The sequence below is a fragment of the Streptosporangium sp. NPDC002544 genome (genome assembly GCF_040295965.1).
Classification (GTDB): Bacteria; Actinomycetota; Actinomycetes; order Streptosporangiales; family Streptosporangiaceae; genus Streptosporangium.
In genome coordinates, this window is record NZ_JBEOWJ010000029.1 from 101233 (window position 1) to 124628 (window position 23396).

At 69.4% G+C, this 23396-nt stretch carries 18 protein-coding genes and 2 pseudogenes; 9 read left to right on the forward strand and 11 right to left on the reverse strand.

All coding sequences use genetic code 11. The features are described from left to right. The first annotated feature begins 8 nt into the window (after nt 1-8). Nucleotides 9-1208, forward strand: a complete 1200-nt coding sequence (locus ABT061_RS34835; protein ID WP_350926094.1) for a hypothetical protein — start codon at nt 9-11, stop codon at nt 1206-1208. Nucleotides 1209-1402: 194 nt separating this feature from the next. Here the strand turns inward: ABT061_RS34835 and ABT061_RS34840 are convergent, their stop codons facing one another. From ABT061_RS34840 to ABT061_RS48430, 3 genes are all read right to left on the reverse strand, one after another. Next, on the reverse strand, nt 1403-2329 hold the full coding sequence (locus ABT061_RS34840) for a nitroreductase/quinone reductase family protein (protein WP_350926096.1): 927 nt from the start codon (nt 2327-2329) through the stop codon (nt 1403-1405). A gap of 470 nt (nt 2330-2799) precedes the next feature. Next, nucleotides 2800-5163 carry an ATP-binding protein gene (locus ABT061_RS34845; RefSeq protein WP_502991550.1) on the reverse strand — a complete coding sequence of 788 codons (2364 nt, stop codon included), beginning with the start codon at nt 5161-5163 and terminating at the stop codon, nt 2800-2802. After that, a complete protein-coding gene (locus tag ABT061_RS48430; RefSeq protein WP_502991548.1) occupies nt 5048-6034 on the reverse strand; it encodes an AfsR/SARP family transcriptional regulator in 987 nt (328 codons plus the stop codon). The genes ABT061_RS34845 and ABT061_RS48430 overlap by 116 nt, the downstream gene beginning before the upstream one ends. 369 nt (nt 6035-6403) lie before the next feature. Between ABT061_RS48430 and ABT061_RS34850 the strand changes: the two are divergent. After that, nucleotides 6404-6757, forward strand: a pseudogene (locus tag ABT061_RS34850) (alpha/beta fold hydrolase); the annotation flags it as partial. A 260-nt stretch (nt 6758-7017) separates the two neighbouring features. Here the strand turns inward: ABT061_RS34850 and ABT061_RS48435 are convergent. Together ABT061_RS48435 and ABT061_RS34860 are read right to left on the reverse strand one after the other, a co-directional pair. Further along, nucleotides 7018-7131 (reverse strand): annotated as a pseudogene (locus ABT061_RS48435) (transposase); the annotation flags it as partial. 192 nt (nt 7132-7323) lie between these two features. Further along, a complete protein-coding gene (locus ABT061_RS34860; protein ID WP_350926098.1) occupies nt 7324-9240 on the reverse strand; it encodes a multicopper oxidase family protein in 1917 nt (638 codons plus the stop codon). A 377-nt stretch (nt 9241-9617) separates the two neighbouring features. On the opposite strand from ABT061_RS34860, the gene ABT061_RS34865 reads away from it, so the two are divergent. From ABT061_RS34865 to ABT061_RS34875, 3 genes are all read left to right on the forward strand, one after another. Further along, complete coding sequence (locus ABT061_RS34865) at nt 9618-9785, forward strand: hypothetical protein (RefSeq protein ID WP_350926100.1); 168 nt, start codon at nt 9618-9620, stop codon at nt 9783-9785. Between the two features lie 210 nt (nt 9786-9995). Beyond that, the gene (soxR, locus tag ABT061_RS34870) at nt 9996-10445 is read left to right on the forward strand and encodes a redox-sensitive transcriptional activator SoxR (RefSeq protein WP_350926102.1); all 450 of its coding nucleotides are present in this window, start codon (nt 9996-9998) and stop codon (nt 10443-10445) included. A 624-nt stretch (nt 10446-11069) separates the two neighbouring features. Continuing rightward, nucleotides 11070-11939, forward strand: coding sequence for a bile acid:sodium symporter family protein (locus ABT061_RS34875; RefSeq protein WP_350926104.1), 870 nt, complete (start codon nt 11070-11072; stop codon nt 11937-11939). A 102-nt stretch (nt 11940-12041) separates the two neighbouring features. Here the strand turns inward: ABT061_RS34875 and ABT061_RS34880 are convergent, their stop codons facing one another. From ABT061_RS34880 to ABT061_RS34890, 3 genes are all read right to left on the reverse strand, one after another. Then, nucleotides 12042-12854, reverse strand: coding sequence for an aminoglycoside 3'-phosphotransferase (locus ABT061_RS34880; RefSeq protein WP_350926106.1), 813 nt, complete (start codon nt 12852-12854; stop codon nt 12042-12044). Nucleotides 12855-13057: 203 nt separating this feature from the next. After that, nucleotides 13058-13540, reverse strand: coding sequence for a permease (locus ABT061_RS34885; RefSeq protein WP_502991549.1), 483 nt, complete (start codon nt 13538-13540; stop codon nt 13058-13060). 236 nt (nt 13541-13776) lie between these two features. Then, complete coding sequence (locus ABT061_RS34890) at nt 13777-14070, reverse strand: DUF2795 domain-containing protein (RefSeq protein WP_350926108.1); 294 nt, start codon at nt 14068-14070, stop codon at nt 13777-13779. An 826-nt stretch (nt 14071-14896) separates the two neighbouring features. Between ABT061_RS34890 and ABT061_RS34895 the strand changes: the two genes are divergently transcribed. Together ABT061_RS34895 and ABT061_RS34900 are read left to right on the forward strand one after the other, a co-directional pair. Beyond that, complete coding sequence (locus ABT061_RS34895) at nt 14897-15286, forward strand: effector-associated constant component EACC1 (RefSeq protein ID WP_350926110.1); 390 nt, start codon at nt 14897-14899, stop codon at nt 15284-15286. A 1-nt stretch (nt 15287) separates the two neighbouring features. After that, nucleotides 15288-19640 carry a caspase, EACC1-associated type gene (locus tag ABT061_RS34900; RefSeq protein WP_350926112.1) on the forward strand — a complete coding sequence of 1451 codons (4353 nt, stop codon included), beginning with the start codon at nt 15288-15290 and terminating at the stop codon, nt 19638-19640. A 119-nt stretch (nt 19641-19759) separates the two neighbouring features. On the opposite strand, the gene ABT061_RS34905 is transcribed toward ABT061_RS34900, so the two are convergent. Together ABT061_RS34905 and ABT061_RS34910 are read right to left on the reverse strand one after the other, a co-directional pair. Continuing rightward, on the reverse strand, nt 19760-20578 hold the full coding sequence (locus ABT061_RS34905; RefSeq protein WP_350926114.1) for an SGNH/GDSL hydrolase family protein: 819 nt from the start codon (nt 20576-20578) through the stop codon (nt 19760-19762). Beyond that, nucleotides 20565-21134, reverse strand: coding sequence for a PadR family transcriptional regulator (locus tag ABT061_RS34910; protein WP_350926116.1), 570 nt, complete (start codon nt 21132-21134; stop codon nt 20565-20567). The genes ABT061_RS34905 and ABT061_RS34910 overlap by 14 nt, the downstream gene beginning before the upstream one ends. A 93-nt stretch (nt 21135-21227) precedes the next feature. Between ABT061_RS34910 and ABT061_RS34915 the strand changes: the two genes are divergently transcribed. Further along, on the forward strand, nt 21228-21659 hold the full coding sequence (locus tag ABT061_RS34915) for a nuclear transport factor 2 family protein (RefSeq protein WP_350926118.1): 432 nt from the start codon (nt 21228-21230) through the stop codon (nt 21657-21659). A gap of 185 nt (nt 21660-21844) precedes the next feature. On the opposite strand, the gene trpD is transcribed toward ABT061_RS34915, so the two are convergent. Continuing rightward, entirely contained in the window at nt 21845-22942 is a 1098-nt protein-coding gene (trpD, locus tag ABT061_RS34920; protein WP_350926120.1) for an anthranilate phosphoribosyltransferase, read from the reverse strand. 261 nt (nt 22943-23203) lie between these two features. Between trpD and ABT061_RS34925 the strand changes: the two genes are divergently transcribed. Next, nucleotides 23204-23377, forward strand: a complete 174-nt coding sequence (locus ABT061_RS34925) for a hypothetical protein (protein ID WP_350926122.1) — start codon at nt 23204-23206, stop codon at nt 23375-23377. Nucleotides 23378-23396 lie beyond the last annotated feature (19 nt).

Genomic DNA, 23396 nt, shown 5'->3' on the forward strand with positions numbered 1-23396 from the left:
GGGGGTCGATGCCGGGTCGGCCTGGGGTGCTGGTGCTCATGGGGTCGGGCGAGACGAGCCCGACGATGGTCGAGGTGCATCGCTCCGTCGTTCACCGGCTGGGTGCCGCGCCGCGGGCGGTGCTGCTCGACACCCCGTACGCGTTCCAGGAGAACGCCGCGGACATCTCCGCGCGGGCCCGGGGATACTTCGCCCGCAGCGTCGGCCTGGCGGTCGAGGTCGGTGGCGAGGTCGGCGGGGCCGACTGGGTGTTCTGCGGGCCGGGCAGTCCCACCTTCGCCCTCGACCGGTGGACGCGGACACCGGTGGGCGGCGACCTGCGTGCTCGCGTCCGGGCACGGGAGGGGGCGACGGTGCTGGCCTCCGCCGCGGCCTGCACGGCGGGCGTGGCGACGGTGCCGGTGTACGAGATCTACAAGGTGGGCGCCGAACCCCACTGGCGCCCGGGCCTGGACCTGCTGGGTAACCTCGATCTTCAGGTGGCGGTCATCCCGCACTACGACAACACCGAAGGCGGCACCCACGACACCCGCTACTGCTACCTCGGTGAGCGGCGGCTGGCCCGGATGGAACCCGAGCTGCCGCCGGGTGCCGCCGTCCTGGGCATCGACGAGCACACCGCGCTGATCGTCGACCTGGGCACCGAGGAGGTGCTGGTGGCCGGCCGGGGCCGCGTGACGATCCGACGGCCCGGTTCCCAGGCGGTCCTGCCCGCAGGCACCGGCACGGACCTGGACGAGATCCGCCGCCTGGCCCGGGGCGAGACGGCGGCGGCCGCCGTGACGCCGCAGGTCACCTCACCGGCTCCCCGCCAGATCACCCTGGAGGAGGTGACCCGCTCATGCGAGGAGCGTTTCGCCGCCGCGCTGGCCGAGCATGACGCCGACGGCGCGACCCGGGCCGTGCTCGACCTGGAAGCCGAGGTCACCCGCTGGGGCGCCGACACCGAGGAGGACGAGGGCGGGGTCGAACACGCCCGGGACAGCCTGCGGCTGTTGATCGCGAAGCTGGGCGCGATGGCACGGACCCCGAGCTCGCGAGGCGGGGTCGGCTGCCTGGTCGAAGCCGTGCTCGCGCTCCGCGGCGAGCTGCGCCGGCAGGAGCGCTACGACCTCGCGGACGCGCTGCGCGCCGCGCTGCTCAACGGCGGGGTGCTGGTCGAGGACACGCCGGGCGGTCCCCGCTGGACCTCCACCGCGACACGCTGACCGCCGTAGGGGGTGACCGTCATCGCCTCCCGCCATTCGTGGGACTCGGGTGCACCGGAGGAGTGGCCCTCACCACCCCGAAGGCCGCCGGCGTGATGCCCTAAGGGGCACCACGCGCTGCACGAGGAGATGATCGGGACGGTTCCCCGCCGGAGCCGGCCGAGCGCTCACGACACGCTCTCTCCGGTGCTCCGTCAGGCGGTGCTGTCGTCAGCCGGTTGCACGGGAGGAGGCGGAGGCCACGGAACCTCGGCGAGGAGAGGGAGAAGCGACTCCTCCTCGTAGTCGAGGTGCGCGTTCAGCTCCGCCGACATCCGGTCCAGCTCGGCGCGGAAACACCGAGGGTCGGCGACGCCGATGTCGGCCAGCAAGGCCACCAGCCGGCCTTGAATGTCCGCGACGGTGCGGTGTTCGTCGCGGAGCCGGTCGAAGGTGTCGGCCAGATGGGGGTGATAGCCCGCGATTCCGGGGAACAGGTGCGCGTCCTCGCTGCTGTGATGGAATTCCAAAGACTGGCAGAACGCCAGGCAGCGCTGCCGGATCTGCAGCCCGAGACCCGGTCCAGGTGGTTCGCCGGGACCATGATGGGCCGCCCGTGCGGCGAAGTGGGCGTCGACCTCCGCACTCACCTGACGCAACTGGGCACGCAGCCAGGTATGGACCTCCATCAGCTTGTCGGCGAGGCTGTGGACCTCGCGGGGACCCTCCCAGGCGTCGGGCTCGGCACGCTCCAGCACCACGACAGGCAGGGGCCGGGTGGTCCGGACCTGGTAGTCGCCGTATCCGGGCGCCATCCGCACGACATGTCCGAATAGTTCCTCGCGTCGCGCCCCTTCGGCGGGAACCGCGAGTGCTTCGAAGGTCTCGGTGCCGACCTCCACCCGTACCACGGGATGGGCGAGCAGGTTGTGGTACCAGCCGGGGTGAGACGGGGCACCGAGGTTGGATCCGACGATCAGCAGCGAATCGTCGTGGCGGACGTAGCCGAGGGGAGTGGTCCGCTCCGTCCCCGACTTCGCGCCGGTGGTCGTCAGCAGCAGGAGATCCCCGCCTTCGAAGGGGCCACCGACCTTCCCTCCGTTGGCGCGGAACTTCTCGATGATCGATTGGTCGAAAGACATGGGCATACGGTTTTCTGTCTCCGGAAAAGGTACGTGGATCCGCAGTGACTGCGGTGATGGTGGATGGCGGTGATCCGCGCGGCACGGAGCGACCGCCGCGCCTCCCGCCGTACGCGGACAGCGGACGACGTGCCGCCGCTGACGGCCCGACGCGGTGCGGAAGTCCAGGGCACGCATGGCGGTGCCCGGAACTCGAAGAGTGAGAGACGACGTGCGGCTGCGCTACGTCAGATACAGGGCGCTGAGTACGAACTCATGGCGGGTCCTCTGCATGAAGGGTGTTCGCCCGATCGCCGACCGGCCCACTGCTCTTTGGTCGGCGTCACACGACACCGGAGCCATTACACACACCCGGCGACCGCCTGTCAACGCCGAAGATCACGCACGTGCGTCGGGCCGGACTCGGCCGCTGTCACAGACGCCACTCTCACCGGCGGCCGTTTGCGAGAGACGTGTCCGGCCGTCCGCTGTCAAGGCGGTCGAGCGCGGCGGTCGTCCAGAGCGGCGCGGCGGCCTTGGTCGCGATCGTCAGCGCCTGCCGGTAATGGTCCGGGGCCTCGTCGTGGTGTCCGAGAGCGACGGCGAGATCGCCGAGGTTGAGCGCTACGGGGCCGAGGGTGAGCAGGCCGCTGCCCGCTCCGGCCAGTTCCCCCGAGGCGGATCGTAGTTGGGCGTAGGCACGGCTCCATCGCCGATCGGTCGCCGACACCGATGGCCGTCCGGGCGGCGAGGCAGGTGCGGACCTCGCAGAGCAGGTCGCGGGGTGAGTCGGGGAGGGTCTTCGCGGCCCCTTCGGCTTCGTCGCGGCGGCCCGCGGCGAGCAGGATCAGAGGGCGAGCCCAGGGCGCGTACGGGCCCCAGTCCGCCTCCTCGTCCGCCTCTGGTCGCTCGCCCCGCTGGATGCGCAGGCACAGCAGGGCGAGAGGGAGAATGCCCTGCTCCATCCCCGGCATGCCGCTGCCGGCGAGTGCGGTGCTCGCGGCGCGGTAGGCGGCCTCCGCCTCGACCAGATGGCCGGTGACGGCCAGCCGCAGAGCGGCGTACCACTGGGTGAACACGCCCGCGAGGGGGATGTCGTGCTGTTCGGCGAGACGGTCCGTGGCTGCGGCGTGCGCGTCGGCCGTGACGAAGTCGGCGAGCGCGGAGTGGGCCCGGATGAGGATGAGGTGTCCGAGCACCTCGAAGGTCACCAGGTGGTGCCGGGTGGCCAGATCGACCAGTTCATCGCCGATCCGGGCACGTCGCGGGGCCATTCCGGCCTGCTGGAAGGCCTGCATGAAGCGGCCGTTGAGGGCGAAGGCGAGCAGGGCCGGGTCTCCCAGCCGACGGGCGATCGCCTCCGCCTCCCGCGCCGCCTGACGTCCGCGGTCGGTGGGGGCGCCGCGCAGTTCCAGGGCGAGGGTGCTCAGCAGACGGCTGCGCTGTGCCGCCTGGCCCTCGGGCAGGGCGGTCAGAGTGCGTTCGATCGCATGGACGATCTGCCGGGCGAGGTCCTCGTCGTCGTTGCGGGTCCAGATCGCGGGCACGTCGAAGGCGCTGATCACCTCGGCGGTCAAGTGCGGGTCGCCGAGTTCCTCGGCTGTGGCGATCGCCTCCGCGCGGTACTGCCTGGCGCTTTCCAGGGAACCGGTCACGGCCAGTGCCCGCACCATGCCCATGACCGCCTCCAGCCGGCTGCGCACCTCGCCCTCCTCTGCCCGGTCGTGGGCGGCGAGGGCCTGCCGCCACAGTCGTGCGGCTTCGTGCGGGGCGAATCCTCGCTCGGCCTGCAGCGCCGCCGCGCGGGTGTAGCGGGCGGCTCGGGCGGCCGTAGGCCGGCTCTCGGCGTGGCCGAAGTGGTGGGCGAGCGAGGTGATGTCCCCCGGGTGCAGCTGCTCGATCGTCTCGGCGACGGCGGCGTGCCAGCGCGCCCGGCGTGGCCTGGAGATGTCGTCGTAAAGCGTGTCGCGCACCAGGGCGTGGGCGAACCGCAGCCGGCCCGGTTCCCGCTCGGTCAAAAAGCCCGCGAGCAGTGCGGACTCCAGGGCGTCGACCACGAGGTCCTCGTCTGCCGCCAGGGCGACCAGCACGTCCACGTCGATGTCCCGGCCGATCACGGCCGCCTGCCGCAGCACCGCCCGTGCCGGTTGCGGCAGCCGCGCCAGACGGTGGCGGATGACGTCCCGCACGCCCGCGGGAACGGCGTCGAGTGCCGCGGGTCCCTCGGCGTTGACCAGCCGCGCGAGCTCGCGGACGAAGAACGGGTTGCCGCCGCTGCGCCGGTGGATCACCCGCGCGGTCCGTGCGTCCACGTCCCGCTGGACGACGGCACGGACGAGCTCGCCCGTGGCCGCCTCGGACAGGCCGCCCACGTACACCCGGGCCGGTTCCACGCGGGCGAACCCGGTGAGCGCGTCGGTCAGGGCGGGGGAGATCTCGGTGGCCCGGTAGGTCCCGACGAGCAGTATCGGCCCGGCGACGGGTTCCGTCACCAGGGTGGCCAGCAGGTCCAGAGTCTCCTCTGCTGCCCGGTGCAGATCGTCGAAGACCACCAGCACCGGTGCTCGCCTCGCTACCGTGGCCAGGTAGGAGGCGGCCGCGTGGTGCATGCGAAACCGGGCCGCGGACGGTGTGGTCGCTGCGCCGTCCGGCACAAGGGCCAAGGCCGGGGCGGGCTCGGCCCCGGCGGCGGCCAGGCCCCCGACGATCTGTGTCCACGGCCAGGTGCCGGGCACCCCGTCATGCTCGGGGCTGCGGCCCCACGCCGTGGTCCAGCCCCGCGCCGTCAGCGTGCCCGTGAGCGCCTCGGCGAGCGCGGTCTTTCCCGCGCCGGCGTCGCCGGAGACCAGGGCCAGGGCGATCCTGCCCTGCCGCACGGCGGCCGCGGCGGCCTCTTCCAGGTGACCCAGCTCCTGCGCGTCCGACGAACGGCCGTCCGGCAGGATCAGGGGGCGCCAGGTACGACGCCGCCGCCTCCCGCGGTGACACCATGATGCCGGTACCGCCGCCGGCCCTGGCGGGGGCGGTGAGGTGGGGGGCTTGGGCGAGGATGTCGGACTCCAGCCCCCGCAGTCCGGGGCAGGGATCCACGCCCAGTTCCCCGACCAGCACCTCCCGGGCCTGGCGCAGGACGGCCAGGGCATCGCCCTGCCGGCCCGACCGGTACAGCGCCAGCGCCAGCAGCCTCCAGGCGTCCTCGCGCAACGAATGGCCCGCGGCGTGGGCCTCCAGGTCAGGCACCGCCTCGGCGGCCCGCCCCAGCTCCAGCAGCGCCTCCGCACGCCGCTCCACGGCCAGCAACCGCAGGCCGTCCAGGCGGGCGATCTCTCCGCGTGCCCACGTCTCCTCCGCGAACTCCGCGTACGCCGGACCCTGCCACAGGGCCAGCGCCGCCTCCAGGCCGACCAGCGCCTCCCCGGCTCGCCCCGCCGCCAGCAGCGAGCCGGCCTCACCCGCCACCGCCTCGAACCGCCAGGCGTCCACCGACCGCCGCTCCGCCCGTAGCGCGTAGCCGGGGGAGGCCGTCACCAGCAGCCGGGCGGGCTGCCGGGGAGGGCGGTCGGGCTCCAGAGCGCGGCGCAGCGCGGAGACGAACGTCTGGATCACCCCGACCGCCCCGTCCGGGGGCCGCTCCCACAGACCGTCGACGAGCCGGTCGACCGGGACGACCCTGCCCCTGGCGATCAGCAGCCGCGCCAGTACCGCTCGATGCCGGGGACCTTTCAACGGAAGCGGACCGTGCTCGTCCGAAGCCTCCAGGGGGCCAGCACACCGAAGGTCACCGCTCGTGCCGTCGCCTCGCTGGTCATGTCACCCGATGTTATCCGGGTGTCTCGGGTGGTCCCTTGTCGGCAGCGCCGTTCGGCCACCGCTCAGCCGCCGCTGACCGGCTGCTGAGCGATGGCGGGCAGGCTGGTCGCAGTCGCTCGACAAGAACAGACAGGCCTAGCGGAAAGGGTCCTCGCCGTGGAACCCAGGATCACCGGATTCGACTACCAGCGCGTCACCGTCACCGAAGGCGTGTCACTCAACGTCGCCGTCGGCGGCTCCGGCAGCCCCGTCGTGCTGCTGCACGGATTCCCCCAGACCCACCTGATGTGGCGGCACGTCGCCGCCGACCTGGCCTCCGATCACACCGTCATCTGCCCCGACCTGCGTGGCTATGGTGACAGCGACAAGCCGGCCGATACCGATGGGCACACCTACTCCAAGCGCACCATGGCCGCCGACATCGTCGCCCTCGCGCGCGCCTTCGGCCACGAGCGCTTCGCCCTGGCGGGCCACGACCGGGGCGCCCTGGTCGCTATCCGCCGGGCTGGACCACCCCGATACGATCACTCATCTCGCCTCGCTCGACGTCCTGCCGACGCTGGACATGTGGGACGTGATGCACGGCACCTCCGCCGCCGCCGCCCTGTGGGAGGCGTGGGCGCCCCATCAGGAACACGCCACCGTCTCCTGCGGCCACTTCATGGCCGAAGAGGCCCCCGCCGATGTCGTCAAGGCCCTGCGCGATCTTCTGGCCAGGTAGAACACCATCGCCTTGACCAGCTCGCCGTCCAGGATCGTCCCGGCGGCGTGGTGGTGGGCGCGGGCCGTGATGGAGTCCGCGCTGACCAGGTCAAGGCCGGTCTGCCCGCGGGCAGGGGCCTCGGCGATCAGGGCCTGCATCAGCTGCTCGAAGACACCGGCCGTGGCCCACGACCGGAACCGGTCGTAGACAGTGGACCCCACGGCCCGTGCTCGGCGGGCAGATCCCGCCACGGGCTGCCGGCACGGAAGCGCCACATCACCGCGTTGAACTGCTGCCGCAGGTCCGGGATCGGGCCTCCGGCGCACCGTGAGTCACGGCCCTTCCCGGTGTTCGGTCAAGACAGTCGGGGAGGGCCGCTTCGCTAGCTGGACATGCTCACGCTGATATCGCCCACCAAGGAGATCAAGGAGAACCTCATGACCTGCGGGCGTCCTCATCGGCGATGACGTGAAGGCCCTCCTATGGCCAAGAGAAATAACGCCTAACACCCGACCTGGTAGGGCCGCATCATCTCGTTGTCCTCATGCTCGAGAATATGACAGTGCCAGACGTATCGGCCGGGCAGGTCGAACTTCGCCTTCACCCGCGTGATCTCTCCGGGAAGCGCGATGACGGTGTCCTTGAAGCCCCGCTCCCATGGTTCCGGCGGTCGCGGGCTACCGTGGACCGGCTGTCGGTCGACGACCTGGAACTGCACCTCATGAATGTGGATCGGATGTGCATCCGCCGTGAAGTTGTACAGTTCCCAGACTTCGGTGGAGTTCAGGACCGGATTCTCGGTGATCGGGTCGTCCCACAGCAATGGGGTCGGCTTGCCGTTCTGCACTGTGCCGAGCTGAACCATAACGGGACTGACATTCGGGAAGTCGGCCGAGCCCTTCTCAGCGAGTGAGAGTTGCCGGTGCTTGATCGCCGGGCCGAGCGGGTGGAACCGGGGCAGGGTCAGCCGGTACGGCGGAGTGCTGGTGTCGTGGGAGACGAGCCGCACGACCTTGAACTTCATGACCTGGCCGGTGGTGGCGGGGTCGGCGAATGAGTTAGGTGGTCCAGGGAAAGGCGCGTCGGGCGCCTCATTGATCAGGAAAATCTCCATGCCCACCGGCAGGCCGGTGAAGTCCACGATCACGTCGGCTCGCTCCGCCGGCGCCACCAGCAGTTGGTCGAGCTCGACCGGCGCGGGCAGGAAGCCGCCTTCTGCGCCGATCACCCAGATGGGCAACGCCTGCGTGGCAGGGCGTGGCGCCAACGGGTTCGACACCAGCTTGAAGATGAGGAAGCGTGAGTCGCATCCGTTGAGGATGCGGAAGCGGTATCGTCGCGGCTCCACCTCCTGTACTGGCCACGTTTTCCCGTTGACCACGATTGTGTCGCCGAAGAACTCTGGATTCCAGATCGGCGGTACGTCGCTGTTCGGCGCGAACGGGCCGGTAAACCCGTCAAACAAGGTTCGGCTTTTGGGGTAGAAGAGCGAACCGTCGTCGTTGAACGAACGGTCCTGGACAGCCAGGGGGATCTCGTAATAACGCTTGCCCGGCCGGTCACCGACCTGCGGCGCGGGGCCAGGTAAGCGGCCTTTCGGTAGGTCGCCGGGGCCCCCGCGGAGCAGGTAGAAGCCGGCCGGTCCGGCGTAGACGTTGACTCTGGTCATCCCCAGGGTGTGGTCGTGGTACCACTGCGTGTTGGCCGACTGGTTGTTGGCGTATTGGAAGACCACATTTCCGTGGCCCCAGCGGTTGCCGATCGGCGACTTCGTTTTGAAGACGTCGTAGAAAGAGCCCTCGTGTGCGAACCCTGCCGGAATATTGCGGGCTTGCGGCAGGTACCACGCCTCGGGATAGCCGTCGCTGAAGTCGAACGTATGGTTGCCGTGAACGTGAGTGATAATCGGCACCGGCCCCCGGTAAAGGTTCTGATCGGTGCCCTTCGAGTCGCGGCCCCGTATGCCGCCTGGCGGGTTCGCCCAGTGCAGGGTCTGGTCGACCGGCAGGAGGTGTGGCAGGAAGTCGCCCTTCCGGTTGACGAGGCCGTTGATCCACTTGACCCGAACCGGCCGTCGATAATGAGCGTTTATCGTGAAAGCCGGATAGTTGAACGTTCCTTGATGATTGACCGATCCGTAGCCCCATACGGTCGTCGCCGGGAGAGTCAGGGGTAGGATCTGCTGCTCGAACTGGCGTACGGCGATTTCGTAGTAGTCGAGTTTACTGTTTGCCGGGGTCGGCGGCATTGCTGGTGGTATGACCAGTCGGGTCACGTACTTGCTGATGGTGGCCGGGTCGAGCGTTCCTCTCGGCGAGGCCTGCGCCAAGGATGTGCCGCGGAACCGGAGGGGCGCCGCCGTGGCGGCTCCGGTAATCGCGGCGATCTGCAGAAAGTGCCGACGCATCAATTCGGACATTCTGCCCCCGGGGCGCCTAATTGGAGAAAATCGTATATTTGATCATTTTGTGCGATGTCGAAATATAGATATTTATGTCGCATTATGGGAAGGCGGGCATTATTCAAGCCATACTTTCCTGTATTGAGACTATATCGGAGGTGATGGAGATTGGGAAAATAGTACGTCTTGTGTTTGGCAAATGGCTCGTTGGTTGCGGTCAAGTAATTTAATGTCAGGCGGCGATGGCGGTCAGTGAGCCGCACTGGCGTGTCCAGCCGCCCCTGATCCGTGCCACAGCGACGGAACACACTCGATTCGGGAGGCAGCTCCTGAGCGAGATGGGCGGGGCGCCCCGCCGTACTCTTGCGGCGGTCCTGGCCGAGTCCCTCTTGCTGGTGGACCGCATCGAGTTCTTCGACGTGCGGCAGCCGGTCGAGGCCGGCGCCAAGTTTGTCGAGGCTCTGCAAGCGGCCGGGGCCGCTGACGACCAGCTGCTCGGTGCCGCCATCCTGGGGCACGCCGCGTTCCTGCTCGGCTGGGCGACGGCATTGCCATGCCGTTGACTGAACGGATCCGTCGGCCCGGCGCCTCGACTCCGACCAGAGCACGGGTAGACCGTCACCGTAGGGAGAGCCGTCTGGGCGTTCAAACGAAATAGGGCGGTCCCGTCAACAGTTCCTCCATTGGTCACAAGGGATATGCGGCGTCCTTCCGGCGCCTCGCGGACCAGGTTCATTGTTAAACCAAGGTTTAGGTCAAGCTAGATTGGCCGTATGTCGGATTCCGAAGTGATCGTCACGGAGTTGACCATCGGAGAGTTGTCCGAGCGCAGCGGCGTGCCCGCCTCCGCCTTGCGCTTCTACGAGCGCAAGGGCCTCATCGCCAGCCGCCGTACCACCGGCAACCAGCGTCGCTACCACCGCAGCACGCTGCGCAGGCTGGCGTTCATCCGCGCCTCGCAAAGCGTCGGCATCCCCCTGTTGGTGATCGAAGGCGTCCTGGAGTACCTGCCGCACGACGTCTCGCCTACCCGGGAGCTGTGGCTGAAGGCGTCGGAGTGCTGGAGCGAGGCCATCAACGGCCGCATCGAGAAGCTGGAGCGCATGCGCGATCGGTTCACCGAGTGCATCGGCTGCGGTTGCCTGTCCTTCGACCAGTGCCTGCTGGTCAATCCCGGTGACAGGCTCGCCGGGCGAGGTGCGCGCCCCCTCCTCGACCCCTGATGCGGGAGCGGTCGTGCAGGTCCTGATCTCCTGCTCACCGACCCGGCTGAGGTCGGCGCCGAGGAAGGCCGCGCCGATCAGGTCCAGCGCGTCCTGCATGGTGGCCAACCGGGGCCCGGCCGGGCCGCAGATCAGCACCGGCATCCCGGACCGCTGCTGTATCACGTCAGGCATCGTCGACCTTTCGGGTGAGCGGGCCGTTGCGGCCGTCGGGCATGGTTTCGAGTGTCTATAGGGAGCAATAGGGAAGTTTGAGGAATTTCTGGAGAGCGTTGCCGTAACGCCCGACGTCTCATGCAGTTGCTCGTCCGGCCCGCACCCCCAACGCCCGGCGGTGGGGCCGGCGTGGGGATCGAGGTCCACAGGCAGGTGAGCGGCACAGGGACGGCGACAGTCGTAGCCCTGGGCGCGGAGCCGGTCCAGGGATCACTCACCGTTGTCCTGATCGGGGCCCGCGGTCGCCGACCTGCCGCATGGGACCGCGGCGGCGGTGTACGGCCGAAGGTGACGATCCGTGCCGATGGGTTGCTCACCGCCATGACCGTGACGATGATCGTGTGGGTGGTACCTCAGCTATGGCACTACGCCGCCCCAGCGACAGATCGCTGATAAGGAGCACCCCCCATGGCCCTTGCCGGAACCCTCCTGCCCATCGCGTTGGCGATCATCATGTTCGGCCTCGGGCTGAGCCTGACGATCTCCGACTTCCGCCGTGTCGTCGTCTATCCGAAGGCCACCGTCGTGGCGCTCGGCTGCCAGATCCTGGTGCTGCCCGCGATCTGCTTCGGTCTGGTGGTCGTCTTCGACCTGCCGCCGGCGCTCGCCGTCGGCATGATGCTGCTGGCCGCCTCGCCCGGCGGCACGACGGCCAACCTCTACAGTCATCTGTTCGGCGGTGATGTCGCGCTCAACGTGACGCTGACCGCGATCAACTCGGTGCTGGCGGTCGTGACGCTGCCACTGGTGACCAACCTGTCACTGTCCTACTTCGAGGTCGGCTCGGGCACGCTCGGCCTGCAGTTCGACAAGAGCCTGCAGGTGATGGCGGTCGTGCTGGTTCCGGTCGCCATCGGCATGGCGGTCCGCGCCATGGCACGGAGCTTCGCCGAACGGATGAACACGCCCGTGAAGATCGCCTCAGCGGTCATCCTGGCGCTGGTGATCGCCGGCGCCCTGCTCCAGGAGCTCGACAACCTCAGCGGCTACATCCAGTCGGTGGGCCTGATCACGCTGGTGTTCAGCGTGATCAGCCTGACCGTCGGCTACTGGGCGCCGCGCCTGGCCGGGGTGGAGCGCGGCCAGGCCGTCGCCTCCTGCATGGAGATCGGGATCCACAACGCCACCTTGTCGATCGCGGTGGCGCTCTCCCTGTTGAACAGCTCCCAGATGGCCGTCCCGGCCGCCACGTATGGTGTGCTGATGTTCTTCACCGCGGCAGGAGCCGGGTTCCTGCTCAGGTCTCGCGCGGTGGAGCCGATGCCTTCGGACCGGTGATCGCCGCGATCGTCCCGGTGGCCACCGTCGCTTCGCCCGCCCATGCCTGGGCAGGTGAGGTGTACGTGGCCCCGGGGGGATCTGCCGATCGGGTGTGACCGGTCACGCCATGTCCCAGAGCAGGCGGTAGTAGGCGATGCGTTCCGGGTCTGGGTCGATCCCGTACGCGTCGTACATGATGCCGTCGTACCCCGGGCCGTGGTTCCACTCCGTGCTCCACGCGGCCACCGCGAGGTCCGCCCACCGGTCGGCCACCCCGAGCGAGCCCAGGTCGACGTGCGCGGCGAACATGCCGTCGTCGTGCAACAGGGTGTTGGGGGCGCACGCGTCCCCGTGGCAGACGACGAGGCGGTCGATCGCGGGCGGATCGCCGATTCGCGCCCGGGCTTCGGCGAGTTCCAGGTGCCGGTGCTCGGGGAACCAGTCGGCCGGTCCCTCCCCGCCGGTGATGCGCTCGTCGGCGCGGGCGAGCCGTCGATCGATGGCCCAGTCGAACGGGCACTGCTCCACGGGCAGGGCGTCGTGGAGCAGGCGCAGCCCTCGGCCGATCGCGGCCGCCGCGGCCGGTGGGTCGGCGATCCACCGGGGATCCACCGCCGAGCGGCCGGGGATCGCCGCCGTGACCAGCCACGTGCCGTCGGTGTCCGTGCCGTGTTCGATGACCCGCGGGACGGTCACCCAGCGCCGCGCCCAGGCCAGGCGCTCCGCCTCGCCGGGGAGATCGATCTCCGGGGTGCCGGCGGCGACCCATTTGACGTATCTGACGCCGTCACGCCCGTCTTCGAGGCGGAAGGTCAGGCCGCCGAGTTCGTTGCGCCACACCGGGGTGACGGTGTCGCCGCCGGCGAGCGCCACGACGACGTCGGGGACGGGCACGGGACCGATCGGGACCTCGGAGACGACGGGGTGGCTCATGAAGACAGGATCCTCCCAAGGAGGCGGCGCCGACGACAAATGGATTTCCGAGCCCGAAGCCGCGTCGCCGCGACGGCCGGGTGTTCAGCCGCGCTCGAACAGCCGCGTCACCCGCGGGAGGAACGCGACGAGGACGGTCGCGGACCGATGCGCTCGCCTTCTCCCGCGCCGTGGCTTCGGGATCGCAGGGCCCGGTCGGCTGTTCACGGCAGCGGTTCTCGCACGACGCCGGAACCGTGGCGCGAACCGGCGCCGCCTGACCCGGCCTGACGGTCCATCGGCCGCGAGCGAGGACGCCGACCAGGCTTCGCGACCAGCACGATCGGGTTGATCGCGGGAGAGGCGAGCAGGAACGCCGGCGCGGCGGCCGGGGTCACCCACCGGGCCATGAGTCCCGAGGCGACCGGGACGGACGCGCACTCACACCCCGGCAGCACCGCCCCCGCCACCCCGGCGACCGGCACGGCCACGGCCGGGTTGCCGGGCAGCGCCCTGGTCCAGAACGACGCCGGGACGAACGCGGTGATCGCCGCCGACAGCGCCACCCCGAAGACCAGAAACGGCAGCGCCTGCACACAGATCGCCACGAAGATCGTGGACCAGGTCTGCAGCGCGGGCGCCGTCAGATACGGCGCCAACGTGAATCGGCCCACCACCAGCAGCACGATGACGAGCGTGAACCCCACGGCAGAGCGCCGCTCGCCGAACCTGTACGCCCCCAGGAGTCAGGGGGGGAGCGGGCTGTCGTCATCGGTCCACACGCTCCGCTGACCGGTTCGAAGCTCAGACATGCGCCCTATCGTGTCAGGTCGTCCCAGTGCTCCCGTCGGAATCCTGATCTTTGAGCTTGGGCTTGCCGCCTGGGCTCGGGTCACGTCCAGGGGAAAGCTATGAGTCGTCCGAACGGCCGTGAGCGGTGCGGTCAGTCGTGCTGCTCCCCGCCGAGGCCGAGTTCTTGGGCGACGCCTTCCATGTTCTCGTAGGTGCGATCGGGCAGCGACCGGATGGCCGAGAGCACCTCGTCGGGTGCCGACTGGGCGCGCGCCCGCTCCAGTAAAGTCTCGCGATCGGCCGGAAACGCGTGCGTGCCGCTGATCCAGGTGGCCAGGTCGCTTCGGCTGTCCATCTCCTGCGCGCTCAACCCTTCGGGTGAGCCTGGCTGGTGCGCACGATCGGTGCCCAGTTTTTGCCTGTCGTTGGCGTTGTCCCGTTCCATCCGCTGTTCCCTTCGCGCGTTGTGACAGGGGGGCATACCCGCCTTACGCTGGGCAAACATCTCCGCCACCTCGAAGCTCCCTCGCGACTCGGCAAGCTGGACTCGTGGGACGGTAGCGGCTCGTGTTTCTCGGGGAAACGGCGGACATGATTTCAATATTCAGCATAAAACGAATAACCTGCTCACCGTGATCCGCCGTACGGGCGGGCCGCCTCATGGGATGGGAGAGCGGAAGAAAAAGCGCCGTCGTGCCCGGCCGGGCCTGCTGGCCTGGAAATACGTCTCAGGAGTGCGCGCCGCCGCGATCCGCCGAGGAAGACAGCTCTTTCCGAATCAATCGAACTTCCACCGGAACGATTTCAACAGCGGGCGTCGCCGACCTCGTTTCGCCCGGCACAAAACGCGATGGTCAAGGCCGTCCCGGCTTTCCACCGTTTCGTGATGGGAAGGACGCGGTTGCTCGCCCGTACCTTTGCCGGGGCTCCCGCGGAAAGATCGGTGACCTGTGCGGAGCAAGAGGTCCGGAGCCCCCCTCCTTTGGCGTCGAGGTGTCCGTCGTCCTCCGCCCGAACCCGGTCGCCCGGCGGTTCCGGCGGTGGTGTCACGAAAGGGCATGCGCACCGAACGCAATCCGTTTACAAAACGAGCCTGTGGCGGCATCCTCGGATACAAACAAAACCTCCTTGGCCGCGCCGTGAAGCCGAGGAGGCCCGAAGGTCGTGCCAGAGATAAGCTCCAGCCTGGAGTTCCAGGTGCCTCACATTCAAAGCGGTCCGCAGCCGGTATTTCCAGTGCGTTCATCGGATAAGCGCGAGACGAGCAGCCCATGGATATTGAGATTTCCGTTTCCGAACCGGATTCGGTAGACGCCGCGAACGATCTGTACGAATGGCTGGTTGAGGAACCCGAGTTCGCGGGCCGGGTTCGCTCCCTTGAGGCCCCGCCGGTCCCGGGCACCCTCGGGCCTTTGACCGAGGCGCTGCGGATCGCGCTCGAACCGGGTGGAGCGGTGATGGTGCTGGCCACCCTGGTGGTCGCCTGGCTGCGATACCGGACGGGCAAGGTGACGATCACGATCGTCACCAAGGACGGGGAGTCCAGAGTCGACGTGCTCGCGGAACGGGTGAAGGCCCTCGACGCGGCGGGCACCCAGGCGCTGGTGTCGGAGGTCGTCCGAGCCGTCGAGGGCCAGATGCCTGACGAGAAAGGTGCCTAGGATGCCGGGCATGCTCACCGGCCCCGGCTCCCGGGCCCTGCTGGTCGGATCCTCCACGCACTCTCCCGACTCGATCCTCCAGCCGGTCCCGTCGGTCACGACGACGGTCGCGGCGCTCGCCGACTGCCTGGTGGAACGGGCGGGACTCGACCCGCTGAACCTGACCAGGGTCATGGACCCCCAGACCCCGAACGCGATCGGCGCCGCCCTGGTGTCGGCGGCCGAGTCGGCCACCGACGTGCTCTTCCTCTACTACGTGGGGCACGGTCTGATCGGCCCGAACCGGGAACTGCATCTGGCCACGCGGGCCACCGTCGATCTGAGCCGGGGCGTGGCGGCCTACCAGGCACTGCCGTTCCCGACGGTGCGAGAGGTCCTGTCCCGCTGCCGGGCCCGTCTCATCGTCATCGGCCTGGACTGCTGTTTCTCCGGCAGGGCGTCCGGGCCGGTGGCGGCGGCGACCGACGAGGTGTTTGGGACCACCTGGCGGCACGGCACCTACCTGCTCGCCTCGGCGAGCGGGCAGGAAAGCGCCTGGGCCCGTCCGGGGCAGCCGCACACCGCCTTCACCGGCGAGCTGATCCGGCTGCTCACCGAGGGAGATCCCCGAGGTCCGCGCGAGTTCACCCTTGACGCGCTCTACCGCTCCTTGGATCGTTCCCTGGCCGGGGAGGGACTGCCACGGCCACGCCGCCAGGCCACCGACCACACCGATACCCTTCCGCTGGCCCCCAACCCCGCCTACCGGGCTCCTGTTCCCCCCGACCTGCCGTCCGAGGCAGGCGGCCCGGATGGCTTCAGCCCCTACCAGGGACTGGCCGCGTTCGGCCCGCAGGACGCCCACCTTTTCTTCGGCCGTGACGAGCTCACCGAGGTGCTGCGGGCCCGGGTGATGGAGGGCCCCGCCGGTGGTGTCCCGCTCGCGGTGGTGGGGTCCTCGGGCTCGGGGAAGTCGTCGCTGCTGGGGGCGGGGCTGATCCCGGCCCTCCGGCAGGCCGGCCGCCCGCATCTGCTGATCACCCCCGGTGACGACCCTCTGGGCAGACTGGCCGAACGCATGTCGAGGTTCCCGGCGGAGCCGTCCAGTGTTCCGTCCACCGAGATCGCGAAGAATCCGGATGCGCTGAGCGCCGTCCTGCGAGAAGTGCCTCGCGTGTCCGGCAGGCCGGTGGTGATCGTCGACCAGTTCGAGGAGGTGTTCACCGCCTGCGCCGACGAGAGCGCGCGGCGGGCCTTCGTCGAGGCGATCTGCGCGGCCTGCCGCGGGGAGCAGGGGGAAGAGCCCGCGGCCACCGTCGTCATCGGCGTGCGCGCCGACTTCTACGGCCACTGCAGCCGGTACCCCCGGCTGGTCGCGGCCCTGGAACAGCCCATCGTCGTCGGGCCGATGACCGCCGCCCAACTGCGTGAGGCGATCGAGAGGCCGGCGATGCTCTCCGGCCTGGCTCTGCAGGACGGCCTGGTGAATCTCCTGCTGCGCGAGCTCGGCGCGACCAGCAGCGTCATGGCCGCGAGCGCGGGGGCCTCCCTGCCCCTGCTCTCGCACGCGCTGCTCGCCACCTGGCAGCACCGGGAGGGGCAGATACTGACCCTGGCCGGGTACCACGCCACGGGCGGCATCGACCGTGCCATCGCCGCCAGCGCGGACGAGGCCCTCTCACGGCTCGACGACGACGGCGCCAGAACGGCACGGCGGATCCTGCTGAGGTTGGTGCATGTTCAGGAGGGGGCCGAGGACACCCGCCGGGTCGTCGCGCTGCCTGACCTGCTCCCACCGCCCGCCTCGGCCGGTCATCCGCCCGCCCGGCGAGCGCTGGACGAGTTCATCGCCGCGCGCCTGGTCACCGTCGACGAGAACACCGTCCAGATCGCCCATGAGGCCCTCATCCGCGCCTGGCCCCAGCTGGGGGCGTGGATCGGCGCCAACCGGTCGAACCTCATGATCCAGCAGCAGCTGGCGGAGGACTCCGCCGCCTGGGACCGGCACGGCCGCGACCCCTCTTACCTCTACACCGACACCCGCCTGGTCGCGGCGCGGACGATCACGGCCGAGCTGGAGCAGGGCGATCTCCAACCGCTGGAGACCGCCTTCCTGGACGCGAGCACCCGGCTGGGTCGCCGCCGCACGCGGATCACCCGCCAGGTGATCGCGGCGCTCACCCTGCTCCTGCTGGTCGCCATGGGGGCGGGAGGGACCGCCTTCCTGCAGCGCGGGACCGTCCAGGAACAACGCGACGACGTGACCTCGCAACGGACCGCCGACATCGGCAACCGGCTCACGGACAGGACGCTGGGCGCCCAGTTGAATCTCGCCGCGTACCGGGTCAGCGTGACCCCCGAATCGCGGGGAGCGCTGCTGTCGACCCTCTCGCGGGCCATGCCGACCAGGATCGTCGCCGATCACGCCCAGGCGTACGATGTCACGTTCGCCCCTCAGGGGGGAAGCGTCGCCGTGGCCTACGCGGACGGTGCGGTCGAGATATGGGACATCTCCGACCGGAGCAGGCCGGGGAAGCTGGCGGAACTGAAGGTGGATTCCCGCCCCGTGACCGGGGTCGCGTTCAGCCGGGACGGCCACCTGCTCGCCACGGCCTCCAGCGGTGGCGTGGCCCGGCTCTGGGACGTCACCGTTCCCGGGAGACCGAAGATGACGGCTGTTGTGGCCGGACATCGGGAAACGGTCACCGGCATCGCTCTCAGTGCCGTCGGGACGATGGCCACCGCCTCGGAGGACGGGACGGCGAAGCTCTGGAATGTCTCGGACCCGGGGCGACCCGGGCTCCTCTCCACGTTGAAAGGCCACCGGGCCGGAGTGCGGGAAGTCGCCTTCAGCACAGACGGGCGGATGCTGGCCACGGCCTCCAACGACACCACCATCCGGCTGTGGAACATCTCGGACGGCAGGCGGCCCAAGCACGTCTCCACGCTGAAGGGGCACGTCAACGCGGTGAGCGCCGTCTCCTTCAGTCCTGAAGGGAAAACCCTGGCCAGCGCCTCAGAAGACTGGGGCATGTCCCTGTGGGACGTGTCACGACCAGCTCGGCCGGCGAGGTTGAGCAATTCCTATCCCGCGAAGGAGCGCCTCTACGGAGTCAAGTTCAGCCCGAACGGGTTCATGGTCGCCGCAGCCTCGGCTGACAACCTCGCCTACCTGTGGAACGTGGCCGACCCGAAGAAACCCTTGTTCCTCCTGGCACTGGGCAGTCACCTCGCGGAGGTTCAGCAGGTGGCTTTCAGCCCGGACGGACATACCCTGGCGACGGCCTCCTCGGACGGCGCAACCCGCCTGTGGAACATAGACGGCCCCGGGATCATCACATCCCTGCCCACACTCAGGGGGCACACCGACGCCGTCACGAGCCTGGCGCTCAGTGCCGACGGAAGGTTCGCCGTCACCGGGTCCGTCGACCGCACCGCTCGCCTATGGGACATCTCAAACTTCTCAAAGGCGACACTCCTGGCCAGCCTCCAGGAAGAGAACAACACCATCGAGGGGGTCGCGCTGAGCCGCGACGCGAAACTGCTGGCCACGGCATGCGGCTGTGGGCTGGGGCGCCTGTGGGACATCGCGAATCCCGCGAAACCCCGGCTCCTGTCCACGCTCAGGAGCAATGCCGGCAGGGCCGACGCGGTGGCGTTCGCCCCGGACGGGAAACTGCTGGCCATGGCGTGCGGGTGCGGTTCCGTCCAGCTGTGGGACCTGTCCACGCCGGCCAAGCCGAAACTGCTGTTCGACAGGCGTGTACACGGCGACGCCGCCTGGGACATCACCTTCAGTCCAGACGGGAGATACCTGGCCACCGCGTCCGCCGACAGGACCGTGACGATATGGAACGCCTCGGACCCAGGTCACCTCTCGATGCTCTCGAAGATCACCGCTCACTCCGTCGACGTCAACTCCGTGACCTTCAACTCCGACGGCACCCGCATGGCCACGGCGTCCAACGACGGAACCGCACGCGTATGGGATGTGTCCACCCCTTCCAAACCACGGCAGCTCTCCGAGGTGCGCGGCCACTCGGCGGCGGTGAAGTCGGTGGCGTTCAGCCCCGACGACCGGATGCTGGCGACCGCCTCCGCCGACCAGACGGTGCGCCTCTGGAAGGTGGACGACGTGACGGATCCGCGGCTCTGGGCGGTCCTGTCCGGCCACTGGGGAAAGGTGTCCAGCGTACTGTTCCATCCCAGGACCGGCACCCTTGCCACCACCTCGGCGGACATGACCGCCCAGTTCTGGAGCACCGACGTCACACTGGCCGAGAAGAGGATCTGCGCGGCCTCCGGCACACCCATCACCAGGAAGGAATGGAGCCAGTACCTTCCGGACAACTCCTACGCCTCGCCATGCGGGTGAGCCGCGGGATTTCAGCAGGCTGTGGGCGCGGCCTCCTGGAGCCGTGCGATGTGGCCGGCGTTCGGCTCCAGATGGGTGCCGGTGAAGCGGGTTCACATGCGGCGGTCATGGGTGACGATTCACCTGCCGTTCTCCTTCGTCTCGCCACTTGCGAAAGCAGCGCGCAAGGGAAGGAGATTCGGGCGTTTGGCCGTGCGGCCGTCGCCGGAGGAGCGGCCGCGCATGCGCCTGCCGAGCCAGGGGCCGAGGAAGGAGGCGGCCCATCGTAGTTCGCCTGCCGCGGTGCGCCAGCCGGCGGGGACGGCCGCTCGCGGGTCGGCCAGCGGCCGGGTCCAGGAGTCGTCACTACCGGGCAGGTCGAGGGCATGGGCGACGGCGGCGGCGATCCGTTCGTGGCCGAGCGGGCTGGCGTGGAGCCGGTCCGGGCACCACAGCCGGGGGTCGGTGACCACCGGATGGTGGGAGGTCTCGGCGACGACGACGCGGTGCCGGTGTGCCGCCTGCCGGATGCGGTGGTTCAGGGCGGTGACGCGGGAGCTGATCGGGCGGGCGAGTGGGGTGATCCGTGCGACGTCGGGGAAGGTGAGGGTCGCGACACGGGCACCTTGGGCGGTGAGCGCCGCGAACATCGCCTCCAGGTGGCCGGCGACCTCGTCAGCGTTGAATCGGGGCCGTAGCAGGTCGTTGACCCCGGCGACGACGGTGGCCAGGTCGGGGCGTAGCGCGAGGGCGGGTGCGAGCTGTTCCTGGTGAACCTGCGCGGCGAGGCGGCCGCGTACGGCCAGGTTGGCGTACTGGACGCCGGGGTCGTGCAGCGCGAGCCGCTCGGCGAGCCGGTCGGCCCACCCCCGCAGGCCCACGGTGTCGTCGCCGTCGCCGAGCCCCTCGGTCTGGCTGTCGCCCAGGGCGACGAAGCGCAGGTGGTCATCGCTCGGCATGGGCCGCCCGCCTCTCCCGCAGGATCGCCACGGCGCGTTCGCACCAGTCCCGGTTGCCCCGTTCGAAGTCCAGGCCGCGCAGGCAGGTCAGATAGGGCCCGATCCGCTCGCCGTGGCGCAGGAAGTCCTCCTCGCTGCGGTCGCCGCGTATCTTCCGCAACAGTACGTCGAACAGCGCGATCTTGGCCTCGGCGAAGGTGGCCCGTTCGGTGAGCTGCGCGATCAGTATCTCGGTGTCGACGTGGCCGGCGGCCTGGACCTTGACGAGCAGGTCGTCACGGATGAAGGAGGGCTTGGGGGTGCTCGCCGCGAACTGTTCCAGCTCGGCCAGTCCGGCGTCGGTGACCCGGAACAGACGCTTGTTGGGCCGGGTTTCCTGGACCACCTCACGGCCGGTGATCAGCTCTTCCTTCTCCAGCCTGGTCAGCTCGGCGTACAGCTGCTGTGGCAGCGCGTGCCAGAAGTTCGCCACCCCCAGGTCAAACGCCTTGGCCAACTGGTATCCGCTCAGCTCCTCGTCGAGAAGCGCCGCCAGCACGGCGTGACGCAAAGCCATCGGACCACCTCTTTTCCACCTCTGTCCACGGAACTCACGCCCATGGTAGTAAAGAAACTGACTAATCACATTCATGACTATCTGGGAGAAGCCATGGCCACCGCGGACCGCTTCCGCGCCGCTGTCGACAGCCGCGACCTCACCGCTCTGGACGACCTGTTCACCGAGGACGTCCGGCTCTACAGTCCGGTGAAGTTCAGTCCCTTCGAGGGCAGGCCGATGGTGTTGGGGCTCTTCGGGGTCCTCATGCGTACCTTCGAGGACTTCCGCTACATCGGACACTTCGACGGCACCGCCGAGACCTGCGCCGACGGTACTGAGGCCCCGTCGGTGGTCCTGCTCTTCCGGGCCACCGTGAACGGCAGGCAGATTCACGGCATCGACCTGTTGCATCTCGACCACGAGGAGCGGATCAAGGAGTTCACCGTGATGGTCCGTCCGCAGTCCGCGGTGCACGCCCTGGGCGAGGCGGTCCTCGCCGGTCTGGTCGCCGACGGCCTCGTCCCGGCCCCGGCTGATCACTAGAAAGAGTCATGGCAGCACGGGCGGCCCGGCCTTCAGGCTGACCGGTGTGAGCCGCCCGGCTCTGCCGACGCGGCTGCCTCGGCAGAGCGCGAGTGACATGCTGACCGGAAACCCCGGGTCGAGCCGCTTGTCCATGACACCGAACAGGTCCCTTCCCTGATGACCGGCCCGGCGGCCGGGTCAGGTCAGGTCCGCGAAGGCCGATCGGTGTGATGGGCGGAGATCCATCGGCCCAGTGTCGCCTCGGCCGCTCCGTTGTCGACGGCCTCGGCGCAGCGTGCCATCCCCACGGCGAGCCGGTCGGCGAGGGGGGCCGTAGAAGGGGTGACCGTCACCAGGGCGGCCGCGGCGTTGAGGAGGACGACGTCGCGGATCGGTCCGCGTTCTCCGCCGAGTAGAGCCCGCAGGACGCGGGCGTTGCCGGCCGCGTCGCCGCCGCGCAGCGCCGAGGGTTCGGCACGCGGCACACCGAGGTCGCGAGGGTCGAGCAAGGTCTCGGTGACGTCGCCGTCGCACACCACCCAGACCTGTGATGTGGTCACAGTGGTGAGTTTGTCGAGTCCGTCGTGCCCCCGAACGACCAGAGCGGACAATCCGCGTGCGGCCAGGAGTTCAGCCACCACCGGCGTCATTCGCGGATCCGCCACGCCGACGACCTGGTGCCGGGGGTCGGCCGGATTGACCAACGGTCCCAGGATGTTGAACGCGGTCGGCACGGCCAGCTCCCGGCGTACCGCGGCGACACGGCGCAGGGCGGGGTTGAAGTTCGGGGCGAACAGGAAGGTGATGCCCGCTTCGGCGGCTTCCCGTGCGGCCTGCTCCGGGGTCGAGTCCAAGGACACGCCGAGGTGTTCGATCAGGTCGGCGGCCCCACCGGTGGACGAGGACGCGGCCCGGCCGCCGTGCTTGACCACGGTCACCCCGGTCGAGGCCGCGACGATGGCGGCCATGGTGGAGATGTTCACCGCGCCGGTACGGTCGCCGCCGGTGCCAACGATGTCGACGGTCGTTCCCGGGATCGTGACCTTCGTCGCATGGTCCTGAAGGGCACTCACGAGCCCGCCGACCTCGGCCGCGGTCTCACCCTTTGCCCGCAGTGCGGTCAGGAAGCCGGAGATCTGGGCGGAGGTCGCCGCACCTCGTACCACCTGTTCCATCGCCCAGGCCGTGTCCGAGGCGGTCAGGGGTCGGCGGTCGAGCAGGGTGGCGAGGATCGTGGGCCACGAGGGGGTGACGGAGCCGGGTATGCGGGACGGGCCGGCGGGCGGCAGGGGCGCGGTCATGGGTGGTCCTCATCTGTGCGGGCTGCCGCGATGAGACCGCTGTTGTCCCGACATGACGACGGCCGCCTCATCGAGGCGGCCGGTGGGTTCGCGCAGGAGCAGGGGCCGCCTAACAGGCGGGCCGCCAACTGCTCAAGCGCGTGATCATGCCCGAGAGCGTAACAGACAGACGTACCCGGTCAGAAGATGAGCGGGACGCGGTCGAAAAGGGGGTCTTCTCCCGAACGCGGTCCCAGCGCCACGCCCGAGCCGCTTGTGCTCGTGGACGACGAGGGCGACGCGACGCCGGAGGCCCGCGGTTCGCAGGCGAGAGCGAAGGCCGCGGGAGGCGAGGACGGCCGTGTTGCGGCGGCGGGCTCCGGCCGGATCCAGGCCGCCGGGTTGGTGGATCAGATGGGCGAGTTCGCCGTACCACGCCTGGTCCAGGTCGGGTAGGACCGCGCAGTACTGCGCG

Coding starts and splice junctions, on each gene's coding strand:
- ABT061_RS34875 (WP_350926104.1), top strand. CDS start 11,070: ATGGCCCTTGCCGGAACCCTCCTGCCCATCGCGTTGGCGATCATCATG.
- ABT061_RS34835 (WP_350926094.1), top strand. CDS start 9: ATGCCGGGTCGGCCTGGGGTGCTGGTGCTCATGGGGTCGGGCGAGACG.
- ABT061_RS34905 (WP_350926114.1), bottom strand. CDS start 20,578: ATGCCGAGCGATGACCACCTGCGCTTCGTCGCCCTGGGCGACAGCCAG.
- ABT061_RS34860 (WP_350926098.1), bottom strand. CDS start 9,240: ATGTCCGAATTGATGCGTCGGCACTTTCTGCAGATCGCCGCGATTACC.
- soxR (WP_350926102.1), top strand. CDS start 9,996: ATGTCGGATTCCGAAGTGATCGTCACGGAGTTGACCATCGGAGAGTTG.
- ABT061_RS34840 (WP_350926096.1), bottom strand. CDS start 2,329: ATGTCTTTCGACCAATCGATCATCGAGAAGTTCCGCGCCAACGGAGGG.
- ABT061_RS34910 (WP_350926116.1), bottom strand. CDS start 21,134: ATGGCTTTGCGTCACGCCGTGCTGGCGGCGCTTCTCGACGAGGAGCTG.
- ABT061_RS34900 (WP_350926112.1), top strand. CDS start 15,288: ATGCCGGGCATGCTCACCGGCCCCGGCTCCCGGGCCCTGCTGGTCGGA.
- ABT061_RS34880 (WP_350926106.1), bottom strand. CDS start 12,854: ATGAGCCACCCCGTCGTCTCCGAGGTCCCGATCGGTCCCGTGCCCGTC.
- trpD (WP_350926120.1), bottom strand. CDS start 22,942: ATGACCGCGCCCCTGCCGCCCGCCGGCCCGTCCCGCATACCCGGCTCC.
- ABT061_RS34915 (WP_350926118.1), top strand. CDS start 21,228: ATGGCCACCGCGGACCGCTTCCGCGCCGCTGTCGACAGCCGCGACCTC.
- ABT061_RS34890 (WP_350926108.1), bottom strand. CDS start 14,070: ATGGAACGGGACAACGCCAACGACAGGCAAAAACTGGGCACCGATCGT.
- ABT061_RS34895 (WP_350926110.1), top strand. CDS start 14,897: ATGGATATTGAGATTTCCGTTTCCGAACCGGATTCGGTAGACGCCGCG.